The organism is Elioraea tepidiphila DSM 17972 (assembly GCF_000378465.1).
Classification (GTDB): domain Bacteria; phylum Pseudomonadota; class Alphaproteobacteria; order Acetobacterales; family Acetobacteraceae; genus Elioraea; species Elioraea tepidiphila.
Window position 1 is genome coordinate 26141 of record NZ_KB899928.1, and the last position, 22503, is coordinate 48643.

At 69.1% G+C, this 22503-nt stretch carries 16 protein-coding genes; 1 reads left to right on the forward strand and 15 read right to left on the reverse strand.

The window, feature by feature from the left end; translation table 11 throughout:
- Positions 1-11: 11 nt before the first annotated feature.
- The 11 genes from F563_RS0114615 to F563_RS0114665 all read right to left on the reverse strand — a co-directional run bounded on the left by F563_RS0114615 (position 12) and on the right by F563_RS0114665 (position 14758).
- Positions 12-1430, reverse strand: coding sequence for an alkaline phosphatase family protein (locus F563_RS0114615; protein ID WP_019015425.1), 1419 nt, complete (start codon positions 1428-1430; stop codon positions 12-14).
- Between the two features lie 9 nt (positions 1431-1439).
- Positions 1440-2345: an ABC transporter permease gene (locus F563_RS0114620; RefSeq protein ID WP_019015426.1), complete on the reverse strand. Its 906-nt coding sequence runs from the start codon at positions 2343-2345 to the stop codon at positions 1440-1442.
- Between the two features lie 2 nt (positions 2346-2347).
- Positions 2348-3280, reverse strand: coding sequence for an ABC transporter permease (locus F563_RS0114625; RefSeq protein ID WP_019015427.1), 933 nt, complete (start codon positions 3278-3280; stop codon positions 2348-2350).
- A gap of 3 nt (positions 3281-3283) precedes the next feature.
- On the reverse strand, positions 3284-4273 hold the full coding sequence (locus F563_RS0114630; RefSeq protein ID WP_019015428.1) for an ABC transporter ATP-binding protein: 990 nt from the start codon (positions 4271-4273) through the stop codon (positions 3284-3286).
- Entirely contained in the window at positions 4270-5265 is a 996-nt protein-coding gene (locus F563_RS0114635; RefSeq protein ID WP_019015429.1) for an ABC transporter ATP-binding protein, read from the reverse strand. Before F563_RS0114635 ends, F563_RS0114630 begins: the two co-directional genes overlap by 4 nt.
- 7 nt (positions 5266-5272) lie before the next feature.
- On the reverse strand, positions 5273-6901 hold the full coding sequence (locus F563_RS0114640; protein WP_019015430.1) for an ABC transporter substrate-binding protein: 1629 nt from the start codon (positions 6899-6901) through the stop codon (positions 5273-5275).
- 22 nt (positions 6902-6923) lie between these two features.
- Entirely contained in the window at positions 6924-8498 is a 1575-nt protein-coding gene (locus F563_RS0114645) for an ABC transporter substrate-binding protein (RefSeq protein ID WP_019015431.1), read from the reverse strand.
- A 21-nt stretch (positions 8499-8519) separates the two neighbouring features.
- Positions 8520-10157 (reverse strand): ABC transporter substrate-binding protein, encoded by a 1638-nt coding sequence (locus tag F563_RS0114650; RefSeq protein WP_019015432.1) that lies wholly within the window; start codon positions 10155-10157, stop codon positions 8520-8522.
- A gap of 38 nt (positions 10158-10195) precedes the next feature.
- Entirely contained in the window at positions 10196-11764 is a 1569-nt protein-coding gene (gene pehA, locus F563_RS0114655; RefSeq protein WP_019015433.1) for a phosphoric/sulfuric ester hydrolase PehA, read from the reverse strand.
- A gap of 129 nt (positions 11765-11893) precedes the next feature.
- A complete protein-coding gene (locus F563_RS22745; RefSeq protein WP_019015434.1) occupies positions 11894-13315 on the reverse strand; it encodes an amidase in 1422 nt (473 codons plus the stop codon).
- A 6-nt stretch (positions 13316-13321) separates the two neighbouring features.
- A complete protein-coding gene (locus F563_RS0114665; RefSeq protein ID WP_019015435.1) occupies positions 13322-14758 on the reverse strand; it encodes an amidase in 1437 nt (478 codons plus the stop codon).
- 188 nt (positions 14759-14946) lie between these two features.
- Between F563_RS0114665 and F563_RS0114670 the strand changes: the two genes are divergently transcribed.
- Complete coding sequence (locus F563_RS0114670; RefSeq protein ID WP_019015436.1) at positions 14947-16524, forward strand: ABC transporter substrate-binding protein; 1578 nt, start codon at positions 14947-14949, stop codon at positions 16522-16524.
- Positions 16525-16531: 7 nt separating this feature from the next.
- On the opposite strand, the gene F563_RS0114675 is transcribed toward F563_RS0114670, so the two are convergent.
- From F563_RS0114675 to F563_RS0114690, 4 genes are read right to left on the reverse strand one after another with little or no spacing between them, the layout of a single operon-like run.
- Positions 16532-17755 (reverse strand): aminotransferase class III-fold pyridoxal phosphate-dependent enzyme, encoded by a 1224-nt coding sequence (locus tag F563_RS0114675; RefSeq protein WP_019015437.1) that lies wholly within the window; start codon positions 17753-17755, stop codon positions 16532-16534.
- Positions 17752-19902, reverse strand: coding sequence for an alpha-ketoacid dehydrogenase subunit alpha/beta (locus F563_RS0114680; protein ID WP_019015438.1), 2151 nt, complete (start codon positions 19900-19902; stop codon positions 17752-17754). Before F563_RS0114680 ends, F563_RS0114675 begins: the two co-directional genes overlap by 4 nt.
- Positions 19899-22148, reverse strand: coding sequence for a N,N-dimethylformamidase beta subunit family domain-containing protein (locus tag F563_RS0114685; protein ID WP_019015439.1), 2250 nt, complete (start codon positions 22146-22148; stop codon positions 19899-19901). Before F563_RS0114685 ends, F563_RS0114680 begins: the two co-directional genes overlap by 4 nt.
- Before the next feature lie 12 nt (positions 22149-22160).
- Positions 22161-22499, reverse strand: a complete 339-nt coding sequence (locus F563_RS0114690) for a N,N-dimethylformamidase alpha subunit family protein (protein ID WP_019015440.1) — start codon at positions 22497-22499, stop codon at positions 22161-22163.
- Positions 22500-22503 lie beyond the last annotated feature (4 nt).

The window sequence follows — 22503 nt, forward strand, 5'->3', positions numbered from 1 at the left end:
TTCGTGATCCGTCACGCCTCGATCATTGCATCCGGCCGGTGCGTCGCGCCGAGACGGAACAGCCGAAGCCCGGCGCGCCCCTCGACGGGGCGGAGCTCGTCGTGATCGGGCGCGGCATCAGGGGCATTCCCCCACGCCTGCGCGAGCGGACGTCCGTCCATTCCCTCACTCAACAGTCCGAGCAGCGCGAGCACGCTCGGGGCGATGTCGGTCAGGTCAGCCGCACCCTGCATCACGACGCCGGAGAGGATCGGGCCGCCCGCCATCGCCAGCACGGTCGCAAGCTCGCGCTCGTGCAGACCGCCATGCATGCCGCCGCCGACCGGAACATCGCCGGTATCGATCAGAGCACGACCGGGCACGCCGCGCGGATCCGGAGCGCTCGATCCCGCGAAGGTCACCGCGAGATCCGGCGAGCGGGCGTGCCTCGCACCCAGCGTGGCAAGCGGGATCGTTCCAGGAATTCCGGCCTCGCGCGCGAGCACCAGGCCAGTCCAGGGCTGGTCGTTGAGCCAGGATGCGAGCGGCGCTGTCTCCCGCGGATCGCGCAACCAGAGACCCGGCGCGCCGCCGCCGCCGAGCGCGATCTCGGTGCCGTTGCCAAAGTCGCGCCCGGCCGCGAAGCCGCCTGCGCGCAGCGCGGCCTGAAGGTCGAGCAGCGCCTCGCCGGTGACGTGGCCGTGGTCGGAGAGGGCGAACACGACGATTCCGTCGCGGTCGGGCTGGGCATCGCGCCAGCGCAGGACTTCCGCAAAGGCCGCATCGACGTCGCGCATCGCGGTCTCGGCCTCCGCGCTGCCGACGCCGCAGTAGTGATAGGTGACGTCCGGCTCGCTCGACCAGAACGCCGCGACTGTGGCGCGCCGTTCGCCCAGCACATGCTCGATGAACAGGCGCGCCGCGTGACGGACGCGCGGCGTGTTCGGCGTCCCAGCGGGCGGTGCGGCACCAAACCGCGCGTCGAGCCCGCGCGCGGGTCCGACCGCCTCCTCCGGATGCCAGCGGAAGGCATCGAGCGCCTCGGCCTCGGGGAAGAAGGCCCGCCCGGCACCGACCGTCCCGGTCCAGACCACGTCGAGCGCGTGGCCTGCCGCGGCAAGGCGTGCGCCGAGCGACGGGACCGCAAGCAGTCGGCCATGCGCCGCGACCAGCGCATCGATATCGGCGGCGTGCTTGGTGTTCAGCACACGCTCGGGTGCGGCGGCCGCGTCGTAGAGACTGTTCGCGACCAGCCCGTGCGTGCCCGGCCGGCAGCCGGTCGCGAGCGAGGGGATCGCCACCCGCGTCTCGGAGGGGAACACGCTGCGCGCGTTGGCGAAGCGCGTCCCCTCGGCGACGAAGCGGGCCAGATGCGGCATGGTCGTGGGCGTGACCCGATCCGGGCGCAGGCCGTCGAAACCGAACAGGACGACTCGGGAGACGCAAGGCATGGAACGATCCTAGCGCAGGGTCGGGTCAAGACGATCGCGCAGCCAATCGCCGACGAGGCTGATCGAGAGCGTGGTCAGCACGATCGTGGCGGCCGGGGACAGCATGATCCACGGCGCGCGGGTGATGTACTCGCGCCCGTAGCCGACCATGTTGCCGAGGCTGGTCATCGGCGGCTGCACGCCGAGGCCAAGGAACGAAAGCCCGCTCTCGAGCAGGATGATCTCGGGGAAGGTGAGCGTCATGGTGACGATCAGGGTCGAGGCGATGTTGGGCAGCACGTGCAGCCCGTAGATGCGCGCCGGTCCCGCGCCGAGCTGGCGCACCGCATTGGCATAGCCCTGTTCGTTCGCCGCGATCGTCAGGCCGCGCGAGATGCGCGCGTAGCGTTCCCACCCGTGAAACCCCATCAGCGCGATGAACAGCGGCAGCGCGTTGCCGAAGAAGGCGAGCACGCTCAGCGCGATGATCAGGAACGGCATCGAGGCCTGGAAGTCCACCAGTGCCAGCACGACCTGCTCGATGCGGCCGCGGAAATGCGCCGCCAGCAGGCCGAGCGAGGTGCCGAGCACGGCACTGATGATCGTTGCGCCGAAGGCGATCAGGGCGCTCATCCGGATCGAGACGATCAGGCGCGAGAGCACGTCGCGGCCGAGCTCGTCGCTGCCCAGAACATGGCGCCAGTCCCCGCCCATGAACACGGGCGGGGAGAGCCGCGCGCGCAGATCCAGCGCTGTGAACGAATAAGGCGCGAGGCTGTCGGCGAACAGGGCGACCACCAGCATGCCCGCGATCCAGACGAGGGCGAGCAGTACGGCCGGCGGCCAGGCTTCGAGGAAGCGGGTGACTGCGGAGCGCCCGCGCTCGGCTTCAGGCGGCGCCGGAAGCGTGACGGTGGCGACATTCTGCGGCGACATCCTCACCCTCCTGCCGCCCGCGCGGTGCGCAGCCGCGGATCGATCCAGCCGTAGAGCATGTCGACGATCAGGTTCGCGCAGACCATGGTCATGGCGACGAGCAGCAGGATGGTCTGTACGATCGCAAGATCCCGGTTCGAGACCGCGACCACCAGCAGCCGGCCGACGCCGGGCCAGGAGAACACGCTCTCCACCACCACCGCGCCGGCAACCAAGCTGCCCACCATGAAGCCGATGATCGTCACGGTCGGGATCGCCGCGTTCGGCAGCGCGTGATCGGTGACGACACGGCGCCACGGCAGCCCCTTGGCCGAGGCTGCGCGGATATACGGCTGGCCGAGCACCTCCAGCATCGCGCTGCGGGTGAAGCGCGCGAGGATCGCGGCACCCGACAGCCCGAGCGTGATCACGGGCAGGATCGCGTGCCGCCAGGACTCCGCTCCACCCGACGGCAGCCAGCCGAGGTTGACGGCGAAGATCAGCACCAGGATCAGCGCCAGCACGAAGGAGGGGACCGTGAACCCGGCGACCGAGATCACCATGGTCAGGCGGTCGGCGAGGCGGTTGCGGTTCAGCGCCGCATAGATGCCGGCCGGAATGCCGATCAGCAGCTTCATGGCGAAGGCCGGCAGCGTGAGGGCCAGGGTCTCCGGCACGCGCTCCATCACCACCGTCAACGCCGGCCTTCCATCGCGCATCGACTGGCCGAGATTGCCCTGCGCGACCTGGACGAAGTAGCGCAGGTACTGCTCCCAAACGGGACGGTCGAGGCCCCAGGCGGCGCGGAACGCCTCGACGGCCTCTGGCGGCGCATCGACCGACATGATGAGCAGAGCCGGATCACCGGAGAGCCGCAGCACCACAAAGGCGAAGGTGACGACCGCGACGATCGTCAACACCGCGCGCAGCAGGCGTGAAAGAAAATAGCGTAGCACGGGTCAGGCAGCCTTGCGCATCGCCGCATCGCCATGGGCGAGATGGCAGGCAACGAGACGGCCATCGGGCAGCGTCTTCAGTGCCGGCGTCTCGCTGCGGCAGGCCGCGACCGCGACCGGGCAGCGGGGATGGAACGCGCAGCCCGACGGCACCGCGATCGGGTTCGGCGGATCGCCCTCCAGCACGATGCGCTCGCGTCCCGCGCGCCGACGCACCACCGGGATCGCGGAGACGAGCGCGCGGGTGTAGGGGTGCACGGGCTCGCGGAACAGTGCCTCCGGCGCGCCCTGCTCGACGATGCGGCCGAGATACATCACTGCGACGTCGTGCGCGACCTGGCGCACGACCTTGAGGTCGTGGCTGATGAACAGGAAGGCGACACCGAAGCGCGCCTGAAGGTCCTCGAACAGGTTCAGCACCTGGGCCTGGATCGACACATCGAGTGCCGAGACCGGCTCATCGGCGACGATCAGCGCGGGTTCGAGGATCAGGGCGCGCGCAAGCACGACGCGCTGCCGCTGCCCGCCCGAGAGTTCGTGTGGATACCGGCCGGCGAGATGAGGTTGCAGGCCGACAGCGTCGAGCAGTGCGAGTGCACGCTCCCGCCGCTCCGCCTTCGTGCCGACCTGATGGATTTCCAGCGGCTCGGCCACCTGGCGCAGCACGGACAGGCGCCGATCGAGTGCACCGAGCGGATCCTGGTAGATCATCTGCATGCGCTGGCGGGCCTCGCGCCACGCGACGGTGTTGGGCCGGGGCAGGGCCTCGCCCTCGAATGTGACGGTACCCGCCGTGGGCGGGATCAGCCCGAGGACCAGCTTGGCGGTTGTGGTCTTGCCGCAACCCGACTCGCCGACCAGTGCCAACGTGCGGGCTGGCGGAACATCGAACGAGACGCCGTCCACCGCGCGCAGACTGGCGCGCCGCCCGAACAGTCCCGTGCGCACGGCATAGTGCCGGGCCAGACCGCGCGCCGAGAGAAGCGTGCTCACGCGACCGCCCGCTCGCGTGCCATTCCCCGAGATGCGGCCGGTTTCAGGCACGCGGCTCGATGCCCGGGCGTCAGCAGGTGGAACGTCGGGACAGCCGCCACGCAGGCAGCCTCGGCATGCGGGCAGCGCGGCGCGAAGGCGCAGCCCGGCGGCAACCGCGTGGGCTCGGGTACCGTGCCGGGGATCGCGGCGAGGCGGCGACGCGGTCCGTCGAGATCCGGCAGAGCGTCGAGCAAGCCCTGCGTGTAGGGGTGCTGCGGCGCGCCGAACAGCCGGTCCGCGCTCGCCTCCTCGACGATCCGGCCGGCATACATCACCGCCACCCGGTCGCAGTTCTCCGCGACCACGCCGAGATCGTGGCTGATCAGCACCATCGCCATGTTACCGTCGCGGCGCAGTTCGCCGAGCAGTGCCAGGATCTGCGCCTGGATCGTGGCGTCGAGCGCGGTGGTGGGCTCGTCGGCGATAAGCAGATCGGGCTCGCCGGCAAGCGCCATCGCGATCATCACGCGCTGGTTCTGTCCGCCCGAAAGCTGATGCGGGTAGTCGTCGAGCCGCCGCGCCGCTGCCGGGATGCCGACACGGTCGAGCAGACGCAGCGTCTCGGCGCGCGCGGCCGCACCGGTCAGGCCCCGATGCAGTGCGAGCGCCTCGTTGATCTGCCGGCCGATCCGGTGCACCGGATTCAACGACGAGGCGGGGTCCTGGAATATCATCGCGATGCGCTTGCCGCGCATGGCTTCCAGCACCCGCACCGGCGCTCCCACAAGCTCGGTGCCGTCGAGCTGCACCGAACCACCGATGCGCGCGCGCCCGCCGAGAAGGCCGAGTGCGGCGAGCCAGGTGACGGACTTGCCCGAGCCCGACTCGCCCACCAGACCGACCGCCTCGCCACGCGCGACTGAAAGATCGACACCGTGCAGCGCGCGGACCACGCGCTTGCCGGTATCGAAGTCGACCGTCAGACCGGAGAGTGCAACGAGAGCTCCCATACGCGGCTCACGCCGGAAAGGCGAGGTTGCGCGCGCGAAAGTCCATCAGGAAGGACTGGGCCGCCTGCCAGCGAATGTCCTTGCGCTTGGCGGTGAAGGTCGCGGTCTGGTGCAGCACGGTGTAGGCCGGATCCTCGCGTTCGGCGATCTCTAGCAGGCGGCGGAACACGGCGCGGCGGCGCGCGCGATCGGTCGAGGTCTCCAACTCCACCGAGAGACGGTTGAACTCGTCGTTGGTCCACTCTCCCACCTGCTGCTGCTGCCCGCGCGGTCCGTGCTGGTTGGTGATCGAGGAGACCGGATCGTTGAACGGGGCGGAGTTCGACCAGTCGCGCACGCCGCGCGGGCTGTTGCGATCGAAGATCTGCTGCCAGTTCTCGCGCATCTCGATCTGCACGTTCAGCCCGACGGCCTTCCACATCTCGACCAGGATCTGCGCGGTCGCGTTCTGGTTCGTGTAGTAGTTGTTCAGCAGCCGGTACGGGATCGGATCGCCGCGATAGCCGGCCTCGCGCAGCAGCCGTCGTGCCTCGGCCTGATCGAAGGCCGGCACATCCCAGTCTGTCTGGAACAGCTCGCCATAGTACTCCCACTGCAGCCCCTTCGGCACGCGGGTTCGGCCAGCCCACAACGCCTCGACGATGGCGCCGCGGTCGATGGCGTGCGTCATTGCCCGGCGCACGCGCGGATCGGCGAGCTGCGGGTGGTTCTTGTCGAACACCGTCAGCCGGTGGTTGGTGATGAGGCTTCCGGCCACCTCGAACCGCGGATTGCGCTCGATCGGCGCGATCTGGTCGGGCGGGATGTCGCAGGCGAAATCGTACTCGCCGGACAGCAGGCCGTTGATCCGGCTCGCCACCTCCGGCACTTCGAGGAAGCGGATCTGGCGTGCCGGCGGCCGCCCGCCCCAGTAGTCGTCGAAGGCGGCGAGGGTGAGCGAGGTGTCGGGGCGGAACTCGGCGACCATGTAGGGGCCGGTGCCGACCGGCCGACGTGCCCAGGCGAGCCACGACTCGGCCTCGGCGAAGCCGCGGCGTGACAGGACCACCCCGACATTGCGCGCGATGCGGCCTTCCAGCGTCACATCCGGCGTCCTGTTGACGAAGCGGACCACGCCCTCGCGCACGATCTCGATGCGCTCCAGCCCCGGATAGGTGCGACGCGCCACCGCGGGTACCTCGGGAGGCGGTGCCTTGCCGGCCGCACCGGTGGTGGTCGGGGCCGCGAACAGCGTGCCACCCTGCCCCTGGTCCGAGCCGCCGAACAGACGTTCGGGTCCGAAGCTGAACACCACGTCTTCGGCGGACATGGTGTCGCCGTTGTGGAACTTGACGTCCTGACGCAGATCCAGTTCGACCGTGCGATCATCGATCCGCCGCCAGGCCGTGGCAAGCCCCGGCCGCTGCGACAGATCACCGATCCAGTCGGTGTCGATCAGCATCTCCGCATAGGAATTGAACGTGCGGCTGCCGACATTGGATTGCTCGCGCGCCGTCTCCAGCGTGTTGCTGTTGGCGATCTTCTGGACCGCGACGGTCACGGTCGGGCGCTGATCGGACTGCGCGATCGCGAAGCGCGGCAGGGTTGCGGCTGCGGCAGTGACGCTGAGCGCGGCGCGGCGGGTCAATCGGGCCATCACTGGTCTCCCCTGATCGTCGTCACGCGCCGAAGGCGAGATTGTCGGCACGGAAGTCCATCGCCCAGCCATGCGATGCGCTCCAGCGTATGTCGCGCCGCTTGGCAGTGAAGGTGGCGGCCTGGTGCAGGACGAGGTAGCCCGGGTCCTCACGCTCGATGATCTCGAGCATGCGCCGGAACGCGGCGCGACGGCGCGCCCGGTCGAGCGAGGTCTCCAGCACCGTCACCTCGATGTTGAAAGCCTCGTTGGTCCACTCGCCCTGAAGCTGCAGTTCGCCGCGCGGGCCCATGCCGCGCACGAGGCCCGAGACGGGGTCGTTGAACAGCGACGTGTTCGACCAGTCGCGGATGCCGCGCGGTGTTGCGCGATCCTGGATCTGGTTCCAGTTCTCGACCATCTGGATCTCCACATTGAGCCCTACGGCCTTCCACATCTCGACCATGATCTGCGCATTCGAAACCTGGTTCGTGTAGTAGTTGTTCAGCAACCGGTACGGGATCGGATCGCCGCGATAGCCAACTTCGCGCAGCAGGCGGCGCGCCTCGTCCGGATCGAAGCGAGGATTGTCCCAGCCCTCGACGAACATCGGCCCGTAGAACTCCAGCTGGAGCCCTTTCGGCACGCGCGTGCGACCCGACCACAGGGCTTCGACGATTGCGGTGCGATCGATGGCGTGCGTCATCGCACGCCGCACCCGCGCATCGGCGAGCACCGGGTGGGTCTTGTCGAAGGCAAGGATGCGGATGTTGTTGATCGGGCTGCCGAGCACTTCGTAGCGGCGGTTGCGCTCGATCGTCGCGATCTGGTCGGGCGGGATGTCGCAGGCGAAGTCGAACTCGCCGGACAGGAGCCCGTTCATCCGGCTCGCGACCTCCGGCACCTCGAGGAAGCGGATGCGTCGCGCGGGCGGGCGGCCGCCCCAGTACTCGTCATGCGCCTCGAGCACGAGCTCGACATCGGGGCGGAACCCGGCGATGCGGTACGGTCCGGTGCCGATCGGGGCGCGGCCCCAGGCAAGCCAGTTCGGCGCCGCCTCGAAGGCACGGCGCGAGACGACGATGCCGATGTTCTGCTGGATGCGTCCTTCGAGCGTCACGTCCGGCGTCTTGTTGACGAAACGCACCACACCGGGGCGCACGATCTCCATGCCCTCGATCGCCGGGAAGGTGCGCCGCCCGGTCGCGATCACCTCGCTCGGCGGCTGGCGCGGACCGAGCGTCTCCGCGCCGAACAGACGCGGACCGAAGCTGAAGGCGACATCCTCGGCGGTCATGACCGTCCCGTCGTGGAATCGTACGCCTTCGCGGAGGTCGAATTCGACGGTGCGATCGTCGATCCGCCGCCACGCGGTCGCAAGGCCAGGTACCGGCTTCAACTGGTCCCGCCAGGCGGACTCGATCAGCGTCTCGGCGTAGTTGGAGTAGACGCGGTAGCCGACATTCGACTGCTCGCGCGGCGTCTCGAAGGTGTTGCTGTTGCTGATCTTCTGCACCGCGACCGTGATCGACGGACGCTGATCGCCCTGGGCGATCGCGAAGCGCGGGAGCGAGATCGCGGCGGTCGCCGTGAGCGCGGCTCGGCGTGTCAGGCGCATGGTCTATGTCCTCCCGGTCACTCAGCCCGAAATGCCGCCCCAGGCCTCGGCGCGGAAGTCCATCGCGAAGGCGGCAGGCTGGCGCCAGCGAATTGCCCTCGGCTTGGCCGTGAAGGTCGCGTTCTGGTGCAGCACGGTGTAGGCGGGGTCCTCGCGCTCGGCGATCTCGAGCATGCGGCGGAACACTGCGCGTCGGCGTGCGCGATCGGTCGAGGTCTCAAGCTCGATCGCAAGGCGGTTGAACTCCTCGTTGCTCCACTCGCCCTGCTGCTGCTGCGAGCCGTTCGGACCATGCTGGGCGACCAGCGAGGAGACCGGATCGTTGAAGAGCGCCGAGTTCGACCAGTCGCGGACCGCGCGCGTCTCGTTGCGCTGCATGATCTGCTGCCAGTTCTCGACCATCTGGAGCTGGACGTTTAGCCCCACCGCCTTCCACATCTCGACCAGGATCTGCGCGGTGGCGTTCTGGTTCGTGTAGTAGTTGTTGAGGCAGCGATACGGGATCGGATCGCCGCGATAGCCGGCCTCGCGCACGAGTCGCTGCGCCGCTGCCGGGTCATAGCCCGGTACCGTCCAGTCGGCGTGGAACATCGGACCGTAGAACTCCCACTGCAGCCCCGCCGGCACCCGCGTGCGCCCGCCCCAGAGCGAATCGACGATGGCCTGGCGGTCGATCGCGTGGGTCATGGCACGGCGAATGCGCGGATCGACGAGCTGTGGGTGGTTCTTGTCGAACACCGTGATGCGGTGGTTGTGGATGGTGGCACCCTGGACCTCGAAGCGCGCGTTGCGCTCGATCCCGGCGATCTGATCGGGTGGAATGTCGCAGGCGAACTGAACCTCGCCCGAGAGCAGTCCATTCACGCGGCTCGCCACCTCCGGCACCTCGATGAAGCGGATGCGGCGCAGCGGGGGGCGGCCGCCCCAGTACTCGTCATGGGCCTCGAGCACGAGTTCGACATCCGGGCGGAACTCGACGACCCGGTAGGGCCCGGTCGCGATCGGACGGCGCGCCCAGGCAAGCCAGCTCTCGGCGGCCTCGAAGGCGCGGCGCGAGGCGATGTCGCTGCCGTAGCGGCCGATCCTCCCCTCCAACGTTACGTCCGGCACGGCGTTGACGAAGCGCACGGTGCGTGCGTTCACCGCCTCGACCCGCTCCAGCGCCGGCCAGATGCGCCGCGCGATCGCCGGAACCTCTGGTGGCGGGGCCTTGCCGCCGGCAACCGGCGCGGCAGAGGTGACGCGAAGCGTCTCGCCCGCGAGGATCGGACGCGTGTCGCCGAACATGCGCTCGCGCCCGAAGCTGAACACCACGTCCTCGACCGTCAGCGTGTCGCCGTTGTGGAATTTCACGCCCTCGCGCAGGTCGAGCTCGACGGTGCGGTCATCGATGCGCCGCCAGGCGGTCGCGAGCGACGGCACAGGTCCCTGGTCGCCAAGCCAGTTTCGGCCGATCAGGCTCTCCCAGATCGAGGTGTAGAACACTCGCTCGCCGACATTGGACTGCTCGCGCAGCACTTCGAGCGTATTGCTGTTCGAGATCTTCTGCACCGCGACGACGATGGACGGGCGCTGGTCGGGCTGGCCGATCGCGAAACGCGGCAGCGCGAGCGTGCCGGCCGTGCCGGCGAGGATGGAGCGACGGGTCAGACGAGGCATGGCGGGGGACCTCCTGTCCTGAGGGTGTCCGGGGGTGGTCAGTACCCGGGCTTCCGTTCCTCCAGTCCGTGCGGAGTGGCGCGGAAGTGGGTGAGCGTGCGTTCGGCATGGCGCAGCCGGTGCGTCAGCAGCCGCTGCGCGTAGTCCTTGATGCGTGACGCCAAGCCTGGATCGTCTGCGCGGTTCGTGAACTGGTGCGGATCCTCGCGCAGATCGAAGAACAGCGGCGGCAGGCCGGCAAAGTGCACGTACTTCGCCTCCGCGTCCTGGATCACGGCGAGACTGCAATGATCCATCGCAAGGCCGAGCGCCGTTTCGGGATGCGAGTAGAACACGTCGCGGAAGTCGAACTCGTAGGTGATCGCATCGCGCCACTCGCGCGGGGGCTCGGCTTCCAACAACGGCAGCAGGGACCGTCCGTCGACCGCGCGCGGCACCTCGCCGCCGAGCCAGTCGAGGATGGTCGGCATCACGTCCACGCTCTCGGTGAACGCGTCGAGCGTGCGACCACGCGTGGCCTCGGCCTCGGCGCGCGGGTCCTTGATGATGAGCGGGATGCGGAAGCTCTCGTCGAAATATCCGAGCTTGCCGAGCAGCCAGTGATCGCCGAGCTGCTCGCCGTGATCGGAGGTGAAGATCACCAGCGTATCGCGCCATTGATTGGTTGCGTCGAGATGCGAGAACACCGTGCCAAGGCAGTCGTCGATCTCGGCCAGCATGCCGCAATAGGTCGCGCGCATCTGGCGCACCGACGCCTCGTCCATCTCGGCGGCTAGGCCGCTTGCGCGCTGGAAGAACGAGCCTTGCGCGACCGCGCCGAGATAGTAGGCGAGCAGCGGGTGCTGCGCGCCCTCCTCTTCCGGCGAGGCCGCCCGCACCGGTGCGATGACCTGCTCCGGTTTGACGAGGGCGTGATACGGCGCGGAGGCGACGAAGGGCGGATGCGGGCGATAGTAGCCGAGATGCAGGAACCAAGGCTTACCGTTGCGGCCTTTCAGATAGGTCAGTGCGCGTTCGGTGAAAAAGGCGCTGTCGGAGAGTTCCTTCGGGATGCGTGCGGGCCGGTCAGTGGCGCCCGGCACGGCGTCCTCGCCCTCGGGGAGCCAGATGTCGGCGCGGTTCGGCGGCAGCGCATAGCCCTTCTGCGCGACCCAGCCGAAATACCCGTCCATCCCGGGCTCGAACGCGCCGACGCTGCGGAACCCTTCCATCAGGTCGCCGAGCACCAGGAAGCGCGGATCACGCGGCGAGGTCGTGCGTGGGTCGGGCGTTGTGGTGGTGTAACCGATCAGCGCGGGGTCATAGCCGATCGCGCGCAGCGCCTGGGCGAGCGTGAAATGACGGCGATCGAGCGGCACGGTGTTCTGCACCGCACGGTGGTTCATCAGGTAGAGGCCCGTGAGCAGGCTGGCGCGAGCAGGCCCGCACGGCACCGCGGTGGTGACATGGTTGCGGAACGTGACGCCCTCGCGCATCAGCCGTCGGATATTGGGCAGCTCGATCGGCAGTGCGGGCGAACCCGGCATCATGTCGGCACGCCACTGGTCGACCACGATCAGCAGGACATTGGTTGCGCGCGTGGAGGTGACGCCGGGGGTATCGCTCATGCGCGGAGAGGTGCCAGCGCATCGTGACCTGGCGATTTCGGATGAATGAAGCTTCGATGAACGTTGCCGTGAACCCTGGATGATCAGCAATGGTCATCCGGTCAGATTCGCGCGTGGACCGCGACCGCGCTAGGGTTTGGATTGAAGCCCGCGTAGTCGTGCCGTGGGCGGTACGACGCCCAGCGCTTGTTCGATCCCGAGACAGGCCTCCAGAATGGCGCGTTCGGCGAAGCGTGGCCCGACCACCTGCAACCCGACCGGAAGTCCGGTGTGGGTCACGCCGCAGGGCAGGGTCGCCGCCGGCTGCCCAGTCAGATTGAATGGGAGCGAATAGGGGACACCGTCGCGCCAACGATCATACGCGTCGGTGTGATAGATCGTGCCGACCGTTGGTGCCGCATGCGGCATGCTCGGCGTCAACAGCAGGTCGTACTCGCGATGCACTGCACCGAGGCGGCGCCCGAGCGCGGCGCGCGCCGCTTCTCCGGCGAGCAGTGCCTCGATGCCGACAGCGAGCCCCTGTTCGGCCAGGCGGCGGAGCTGGGGGTCCATCTCGTCATGTCGTGCAGGCGGGATCGCGCGCAGCCGCTTGGCGAAGCCCGCCAACCAATAGGCCTCGAAGGACGGGCGCAGCGGATCAATGATCGGACCGAGCGTCGTGATGCGCGTACCCTGTGCAGCCAGGGTGGCGACGGCTGCCTCGACCACGCGACGCACCTCCGCATCCGGCGCGACGCCGCCGAGCTCCGGCGCGTAGGCGAAGCGAAGATCCCGCAATCGCGGCCGCAGCGCTGCGAGCCAGCCCGCCGGCGGTGGCGGCAAGGCGAACCAGTCGCGATCATCCGGTCGTGCCATCACAGCGAGCGTGATGATGGCATCCGCCACCGAGCGCGTGATCGGCCCGCCCGCGACCAACGTTCCGAACGGCCCTTCGTGCTTGTCATGCGGTACCCGTCCGAAGGTGGGCTTGAGTCCGAAGAGTCCGCAGAAACTCGCCGGGCCACGGATGGATCCGCCACCGTCATTGCCGAAGGCTACGGTGCCGATCCCGGCGGCCACACAGGCGGCCGCTCCGCCGCTGGAGCCGCCCGGCGTATGGGCGAGGTTCGACGGGTTGCGCGTCGGCTGGTCGTGCAAAGGGCCGTCCGTCAGCCCCTTCCAGCCGAACTCGGGCAGCCGCGTCTTGGCGAGGATCACCGCGCCGGCCTCGCGCAGCCGTGCGACGACAGGAGCATCCGTCTCGGCCGGAGCGTCGTCGCTGGTCCGCGAGCCGTGGCGGGTCGGGAACCCCGCGACGTCCACATTGTCCTTGATGCTCAGTGGCACGCCGTCGAGCGCCCCCACGGGTCGGCCGGCCCGCCAGCGTGCCGCGCTTGCTGCCGCTGCCCGCAGCGCGCCGTCCTCGTCGATCAGCTGGAAGGCCTGGAGCTTGGGCTCCAACCGTGCGGCGCGGGTCAGATGCGCCCGCACGATGTCGACCGGCGAACAGGTGCCGTCGGCGTAGCGCGCACTCAACTCCGCGATCGAGAGGAAGCAGAGCGCGTCGCTCATGATCGCTCAGCCCCGCGCGATGTCCGGGCGATGCTGGGCCCAAGGCCGCGCAGCCTCCAGCAGCGCGCCAAGGCGCAGGATATCCGCCTCCGCGCCCCAGCGTCCGACGATCTGCACACCGGTCGGCAATCCGTCCGTGCCGAAGCCCGAGGGCAGCGAGAGCGCGGGGTGGCCCGTGAGGTTGAAGGGATACTGGTATGAGGTCCAACCCTGGCGCGTGATGCCACACTTCACGCCATCGACCTCGACCTCGTCGTTCGCCGCGTCGAAGTCGGCGGGCAGCGCGGTGCGCGAGGCGGTCGGGGTGACGAGCACGTCGTAGCGGTCGAGCAGGCCCTGGATCGCGCGGAACAGGCCGGCACGGGCAAACTGCGCCTCGCGGAACTGCGCAAGGCTGAACCGGCTGCCGCGCTCCATGAATGCGATTGTCACCGGGTCCATCCGGTCCCGCCACTCCGGCAGGTACTTCGCGCAGAACACGGCGAAATTGGCTTGGTAGAGCACCCGACCCTCGAACTCTATCCAGTCGATCCTCTCGGTCACCTCCTCGACGGCAGCACCCATCGCCTGCCAGGCATCGAGGGCGGCACGCGTGTTCGCTGCGACATCCGCCGCCACGCGCGGGTTGGCGCAGAGCGGGATGTAGCCGATCCGCACTGATGAGAGATCCGCGCTGACCAGCCCGGGCGAGAGGGGACGCGCCGTGAAGCCGAGGCTCCACGGATCCTTCGTACTCGCACCGGACAGCACGATGTGCATCACCGCCGCGTCGCCGACTGCGCGCGCGAGTGGACCCGCGAACACGTTGTTGCCGAACGCGTCGCGCGCGGTGTCGTATGGCACCGCGCCGAGCGTGGCCTTGAGCCCGACCACGCCGCAGCACGACGCCGGGCCACGGATCGAGCCGGCACCGTCGGTGCCGAGCGCGAGCGGGCCGAGCCCGGCAGCGACTGCCGCCGCACCGCCGCCGCTCGACCCGCCCGAGGTGCGTGCGAGATTCCAAGGGTTGCGCGTCACGCCGAAGGACGGCCCGTCGGTCAGGCCCTTCACGCCGAACTCGGGGGTGGTGGTCTTGCCGAGAATGATCGCGCCGGCCGCGCGCAGGCGGGCGACGAGAACGTCGTCGGCCGTCGCCGGAGGGCTCGCGGCGAAGATCGCCGAGCCGTGAGTCGTGCGAACGCCGGCGACATCGACGAGATCCTTGATCGTGACCGGCACGCCGTGCAGTGGCCCGAGCGGCCTGCCCTGGATCACGGCCGCCTCGGCGCGGCGTGCCTCGACACGCGCGGATTCGGCGAGCACCGCGGTGAAGACATTGAGCCGCGGCTGGGCGCGCTCGATCGCCGTGAGAACGGCGTCGATGTATTCCACGGGCGAAAGCGTACGTGTCCGGATCATTGCCGCTGCGCGCAAGGCGGGCAGGAAGAGCAGGTCGTCGGGCATGATGGCGAGGATCCTCAGAGGCGACGCGATCACGCAAGGCTAGGCGCGACCATACGGCACAGCAACCCGCGCACAGCTCGATCCTTGCGCGGAATTGCGCGCGGTCGCCTGGTTGCGGGACCGCGAGCGCACCGATAGTGTTGACGCCTGTGCGGCCCGGCCGCGCATCGACAGCGGGAGAAACGATCATGAACGGACTTCGCGCGCGCCGTCGCGACGCGGTGCTTGGCGCCTCGGCGCTGGCCAGCTTCGGCATCATCCGCCCGCGCGAGGCCCGTGCCGCAACGGCCCTGAACCTCGTGCTGGAGTCGGAGGTCGTGATCCTGGACCCGCATGTGATCACCGCGGCGATCACGCGCACCTTCGGGCTGCATGTCTTCGACATGCTGTTCGCGATGAACGAGAGGGGTGAGATCAAGCCCCAGATGGTCGATGCCTGGGAGCAATCCTCCGACCGCCTTACCTGGACCTTCCGGCTGCGCGACGGGCTCAAGTTCCACGACGGCGCGCCCGTCACCGCCGCCGACTGCGTCGCCTCGGTCCAGCGCTGGGCGCCGGGGGATCCGCTGGGGCGGATGCTGCTGGCCGCGACCGCCTCGATCGATGCGCGCGATGCGCGAAGCTTCACGCTGGCGCTGAAGGAGCCGTTCCCGTTGCTGCTTCAGGTTCTCGGCAAACCGAACGCGCCGCTGCCCGTGATCATGCCCGAGCGGCTCGCGCGCACGCCGCGCAGCGAGCGTATCCGCGAGCCCATCGGCTCCGGCCCCTTCCGGTTCCGCGCCGATCTCTGGCGGCCCGGGAACGTGATGGTGCTGGAGCGCAATCCCGACTACGTGCCGCGCGCCGAGCCGCCCGATTTCCTGGCAGGTGGCAAGGATGTGAAGGGCGATCAGCTCAATCTGCGCGTGATGCCGGACCAGACCACGGGTGCCAATGCGCTGATGGCCGGCGAGATCGACTACATGCAGTACCTGCCGTTCGACCTCATTCCGCTGCTTGAGCGGACGCGCGATGTGCGCCTGCTTGGGCTCGGCGGGCTGCATCAGTTCCAGGGCAATTTCCGTCTCAACCACGAGGCCCCACCCTTCAACGATCCTGCCGTGCGCCGGGTGCTTTGGAAGCTCGTGGATCAGCAGGCGATCCTGACCGCGATCGGGATCCCGCCGCAGTTCCAGGCACGTCAATGCGGCTCGTTCTGGATGTGTGACGCGCCGCTCTCGACGCTCGCCGGCGCCGAGATCGCGACGGTGGATGTCGAGGCGGCACGGCGCGAGCTCCAGGCCACGGGCTACAGCGGCGAGCCGGTGATCGTGCTGGAGGTCGCGGGTTCGATCAGCCAGACCGCGGCGATGGTGCTGATCCAGAACATGAAGCAGGCGGGCTTCACGGTGGATGAGCAGGTGATGGACTGGGGCACCGTGCTGGCCCGCCGGGTGCGCCGCGACGGCTGGTCGATGTTCGCGGTGTACTCCAACGGTACCGACATGATGTCACCGCTGACGCACTTCTATGTCGCCTCGACCTGCGGGGACTTCCCGGGCTGGTCGTGTGACGACCGGATCCCGCCCCTGCTTGCCGCGTTCGCCAAGGCCGAGACGACCGAGGAACGTCGGCGTCTGGCGGCCGAGATCCAGCGGCTTGCGTACGAGCTGACGCCCTCGCTGATGTGGGGGCAGTTCACGATCCCGGCGGGCTACCGCACGCGGCTGCGGAACCTGATCCAGTCGTCCTACCCGATGTTCTGGCAGGTCGAACGCACCAGCTGAGGAGAACCTATGGGGCAAGGCCGCGGATCGCACGGAACCCGGCCTCCGCCGCCTCCAGCACCTGGTCGATATCCGCGTCGGTATGAGCGGCGCAGAGGAACATGTTGTGTCTGGGGTGCAGGAAGGCGCCGGCGTTCAGCGCCGCACGGCAGAATGCCGAGCCGATGCGGAAACCCTCGTCATCATCGAACAGGAACAGCGGCATCTGCACAGGCCCGCTCTGACGGAGGCCCACGCCGTGGGTGCGTGCAAGGGCATCAAGACCATCGCGCAATCTCCGGCCGAGCCGCTCCATGTGCCCAATCGCATCGAGTTCGTCGAGCCGGTCGAGGGTCGCGACGGCGGCGGCCATCGGGACCGCGGCACACCAGAACGAGCCGGTGACGAAGATGCGAGACGCGGCATCGCGCCAGCGATCGCTTCCCGTTACGGCGGCGAGCGCATGTCCGTTCGCGATCGCCTTGCTCCAGGCCGCGAGATCGGGACGGACCCCAACGATCTCCCAAGTGCCGCCCCGGTGCAGCCGAAAGCCGGCGCGGACGTCGTCGACGATCAGGGCAGCCCCGCGCGCGTCGCACACCGCACGCACGGCGCGGGCGAAGGCCGGATCGGGCAGTTCCTGATCGACCACGTTGTCGTGGCGGAAGCCCGTCACGATCACGGCGGCGAGATCGTCGCCGGCGCGCTCCGCGGCGACGTGGAGACTCGCGATATCGTTGTAGGCGAAATGGATCTGGTGCGCGCGGTCGGCCTCGGTGGTGCCTGCGGGCACGGGCGTGCACCAGGGCGCCGCTCCGTGATACGAGCCGCGTGCGATCAGGATGGTGCGCCGCCCGGTATCCGCGCGCGCGATCATCACGCAGGCCGTGGTCGCATCCGTGCCGTTCTTCTGGAACATCGCCCAGTCGGCATGCGGCGCGCGTGCCACCAGGCGCTCGGCAAGCTCCACCATGACTGGCGCAGGACCATTCAGGCAGTCGCCGAGTGCGGCCTGTCGCGATACCGCCTCGTCCACCGCCGGGTCGTGATGGCCGAGTACGACCGGCCCCCAACTGCACATCAGGTCGACATACTCGCGACCATCCGCGTCCCAGATCCGTCCGCCTTGTGCGCGCGCGAAGAACTGCGGATAGCCCGCAGGAAGGCGCGCGGCGTGCAGATGGCCCCACATGCCGCTGGGTACCACGCGCGCAGCGCGTGCGCGCAGCAGTGCGTCCGTGCCCGGGCTCATGGGCAGAGCCTGGCCAGCGCGGCTGAGACCTTGGCCGTGTCACCGAGAGCGGCGAGATTCAGCGGGCGGGAGACCACCGGCGCGGACTCACTGCCGGCGACCCGGACGATCTCGGCATCCAGCCAGTCGAGGTAGCGCTCCTGGATCTCGGCGGCCCAGCGCGCACCGTGACTGCCGCCGCGCGCTGCCTGCTCGGCGATCAGCACGCGGTTGGTGCGCCGGATGCTCTCGCCGATCGCATCCCAGTCGAGCCCGAGGGGATCGAGCGTGCGAAGGTCGAGGATATCCGCATCGATGGCGGTGGTGCTGGCGGCGGCAAGACACTCGCCGACCATGGCGCCATAGGTCAGCACGGTGCACGCATGGCCGCGGCGCACGCGGCGCGCTGCACCGAACGGAACGTACCAGTCGGGTGGTCCATCGGGAACAAGCCCCGTCTCCTGGAACAGCGCCTGGTGCTCCAGAACGAGCACGGGATCGTCGCAGGCCAGTGCCGTGTTCATCAGCCCGACATAGTCGTAGGGCGTCGCCGGAGCGACGATGCGCCAGGCCGGGAACGCGGCGAACAGCCCGGATGGGTCGCCCGAGTGCTGCGACCCATAGCCGGTGTGCGACGAGATGCGCGCGCGCACCACCAGCGGGATGCGGACATTGCCGCCGAACATGTGGCCGAACTTGGCGATCTGGTGGAACAGCTGGTCGGCGGCGACGATCGCGAAATCGGCAAACATGTACTCGACGACCGGGCGCAGACCGGTGAGCGCCGCACCCAGGGCCATGCCGGTGAAGGCGTTCTCGCAGATGGGTGTGGCGAAGACACGATCGGGGAAGCGTTCGGGAATCCCGCGTGTCGCCCCTGCGACCCCACCCCGCAGGCGATGGATGTCCTCGCCGATCAGCACGATCGTCGGATCGCGCTCCATCGCGCGCAGCATCGTTGCCGAGACCACATCGATATATTTCGCCTCGACCTTGGGTTCGGCCGATGCCGTGGCGGGGAGCCGCGGAGGATCGTTGCGGATGCCATGATCCACGGTCTCGGGGGCGGGCAGCAGACCGACGCGAATCCGCCGCGCGTTCGCGCCCGGTTGAACCTCGGTCAGCGCGTCCGCCGCAGCCGCCACCGCCTCCGCCGCGCGTCGTTCGAGCGATGCGAGGCCGACCTCGTCCAGCACGCCCATCGCGCGCAGCCGCCGCGGCATGGTCAACAGCGGATCACGCTCGCGCCACGCTGCCTCTTCCTCCTTGCTGCGATAGCCGAGCGCGCTGCCCGCAAGCGGGCCGGACTGGTGCAGGAAGCGATAGCACTCCGCTTCGATCAGCACCGGACCACCTTCGCTGCGAATGCGTTCGACAGCCCATCCCATCGCGCAGCGCACCGCGATCACGTCCATGCCGTCGCACACCAATGCCGGCACGCCGAGCATCGGTCCACGCGACGAAAGCCGCGTCTCGCGCGTCTGCTCGTTCACATGGGTCGAGACGGCATAGAGGTTGTTCTCGAGAAAAAACACCACCGGCAGGGTGTAGAGTGCGGCGAGGTTGATCGCCTCGTAGACCGGCCCCGCCATCAGCGTGCCGTCGCCGAAGAACGCGACCGAGATGCCGTCGCGGCCAAGCACCTTGTCGGCGAGTGCGTAGCCGACCGCATGCGGCACATTGGCGCCGATGATCGCCGAGGAGCCGACGATACCAGCCTCGGCCCAGCGCATGTGCATTGAGCCGCCGCGGCCGCCGCAGAACCCGTCGGTCAGCCCCATGATCTCCGCCATGGCGCGACGCACCGCAACACTGGCTTGGCCGGGAAAAGGATCGCGGCGCGGATCATAGTCCTCCGGGACGGCAGCGTTCAGAAGCTTGGCGAGAATCTGATGATGTGCGCGATGCGTGCCGTTGATGCCGTCGCTCGGTGCGAGCCACGACATGGCACCCACCGCGCCGGCCTCCTGTCCGATCGAGGCGTGGGCCGGGCCGTGGATCAGCCCTTCGCCGTGCAGTGTCAGGATACGCTCCTCGAAGCGGCGGATCAGCAGGAGTTGTTCCATCCAGCGGGCGAGATCGGCAGGTGATTCCCGCGCCCAATCATCGTCGGTCACCGCGAGCCGCAGCCATGGCACATCGGTCGTGATGGTCTGGAGACGGCTCATGCGCGATCCTCGAAACCCTTGAACGGCGCGGGATCGAGGAAGCGGCGCAGAACGTTGCCCGTGATGCGCGCGACGTTGTTGGCGCCGCCGTTGTGCGGCAATGCGGACACCCAGGCGATCGATCCGGTCGTGAACACGGCCCCGCCCTTGGCCGTAGGGAAGAACGTCATGTCGGCGCGCACGCGCGCGTTCTGGTCGCCGGTGAAGCCGCGATGCAGCGTGCGCAGTTCCTCCGGCGCCGGAATGCCGCCATAGCCAAGCCGATCGCAGGTCGCGAGCAGCATCAGGGCGGGCGGCGAGCCGAGTGTCGCATCGGCGCGATCCACCTCGATCCCGGCCGCGCCGCCGCCACGCAGGCCGAAATCACCGATCCGCTCCTCGGCACCGACGCCCTCGAAGATGAACGCCACGCGCGGATCGAAGGAGTCCGGCAGGCGATGGTACCAGCCGGAGCGATCGAACACCTGCGCATCGAAGCCGACCCCGACCAGCCGCTGCGGCGCGCGGCCGTTCGCGCGCCAGAGCCCGGAGGGCTCGCCCGTGAAGGCGAGGCAGCCTTCGCCGGGCTCCCCCTCCCAGGTCCGCAGGCCGACCGCGCCGCGGCGGATCTCGATCGTGTGCGGTCGCGTCGGGTGGAATGCGATGCGCCAGTAGAACCCGTTGCCGCCAAGATACATGTGCCGCCCGCCGCCGCGCTGATAGGCGTCGAAGGCATCCAGCATCTCCTTGGAGACATATTCCGGATGGGAGGCGGTGATGACGCAGCGATACGGCGCGAGCGCAGAGAGGCCCTGGCGATGGATGTCCTCGTCGGTGACCACATCGAAGCCGATGCCCTCGGTCTCCAGCCAGTCGAGCAGCAACGAGTCGGCGCCGTAATTGAACACGTTGCCGCGCGGACGCATGTTCAGGATCGGGCGTGCGGCCGTGCTGGTGCACCAGCCTGAGCCGTCCGCGTGGGTATCGTAGGTCGAGAGGCCGAGCTCGCGATGCGCCTGAAGATAGACATCGTCCCGCGACAGCACGATCAGCCCCTCCAGCATCGCCTCGGCATGCACCTGGTCGAGCCGCAGAGCACTGTTGGCGTAGGCGAGATAGGTGGCGGTCGAGGCCACCACGGCGAGCGGTTCGCGGTGGCCATCGCGTGCGGGGCGGATGAAGAACGGCACGTGGCTTTCGACCCGCTCGCCACGATGTTCGGCGGTGAGCTCCAGGCTGTAGTAGCCGGAGCGCCACACCGTCGGGATCGTGAGCGTCAGATCAGGCGTCCAGCCGCAGTCGGCCATGTCGTCGGCATGGAAGTGGATCGCGCCATACAGCCACGGTGCCTCGCGCCAGGACTGGGTGCGCCCGTCCCAGTTCGCTCCGGTCATGGCGCGCGCCGGCAACTGATGCAGTGTGGCGTGCTGGCGGCGCGGTCCGACGTCTTCTGCCACGTCGGTCGGAATGCCGCGGGAGAAGTCCCAGGCGGCGAGCAGGTCCGGATCGCCGGGGGCTGGAACGACAGCCTCGACCAGCGCGCGCAGGGGCGCCTCGTCGAGGGCGACGGCGTGCAGGCGCGGCCGGTCGAGCTTGCCGTCGAGATGGCGGTCCGTCGGCGGAGAGTCTCTGCCGGTCGATGTGGCCGCCAGCAGCAGTGGCGCGGACGGCGTGTCCGGCAGGCGCGCCGGTCCGGAAGCGGTGATGGTCTCGCTCCGATCGCGTCCCGCCTGCGGATCGAGGCTGCGCTGGATCAGCGTGAGCGTGGCGGAAGCGCCGTCGAGTACCGCGCCCACGAACACCCACTCGCGTTCGAGCAGGGGGCGCGAGGCGGTCACGATCCAGCGGCGCGCGCCATCGGCGACCTCGAAGCACAGCCGACCCTGTCCATCGAGGCCGAAGCGCCAGCCCGCCGCGCCGGACCAGCGCGACAGGATCGTCTGTTCGCCGCTTCCCGGCGTGGTCGGCCAGAGGAAGACGCCGACCGACAGTGAGGCGAGACCGTCGAGCCCTTGGGGATCGGCGACGATCCCGAACGAGCCCGGATGGATCGGTTGGTGTCGCAGCGGCACCGTTCCGTCGATCGCACTGCCAGGCGCGGCGACGCGGATGCCGGGGCCCGCCGGATCCGGATCCGCGCAGCGGACGCGCACGATCCGCGCCTCCGCCCGGCCGAGCACCGCACTCGACAGGCGGAACGCGATCTCCTCACCCGGTGAGACGATCAGTGGCGTGGCATAGCCGAGCACGGCGTTGGTGTCGGTCATCGGTCCAGATCGTCAGGCCAGGTCGTCGGGCAGGTCGTCACCCGTCAGCTCGCGCCAGCGCAGCCGGAACACGTGCCACTCCGCCTCGGCGAGGTCGGTGAAGACCCGGTTGGGAAAGGTCTCGATCGGCGTGCCGCGCGTCGGCGGGATGCGCGCGAGCATCCAGCGCCGTCCGGGCTCGAGTGCGACCAGGACGTAGCGCCCGCCAGGCGCGCTCCAGCGCATGCGGTGAAGCACGCGCTGGAGCTCGTCGCTGTGCGGACCCTTGGGCGCGGCGCGGAACTCGCGCGCAAGATTGATCCGCGAGGGATCGATCTTGTAATGCGCGGCCTGAGGATCGTTGACGAGCATGGCC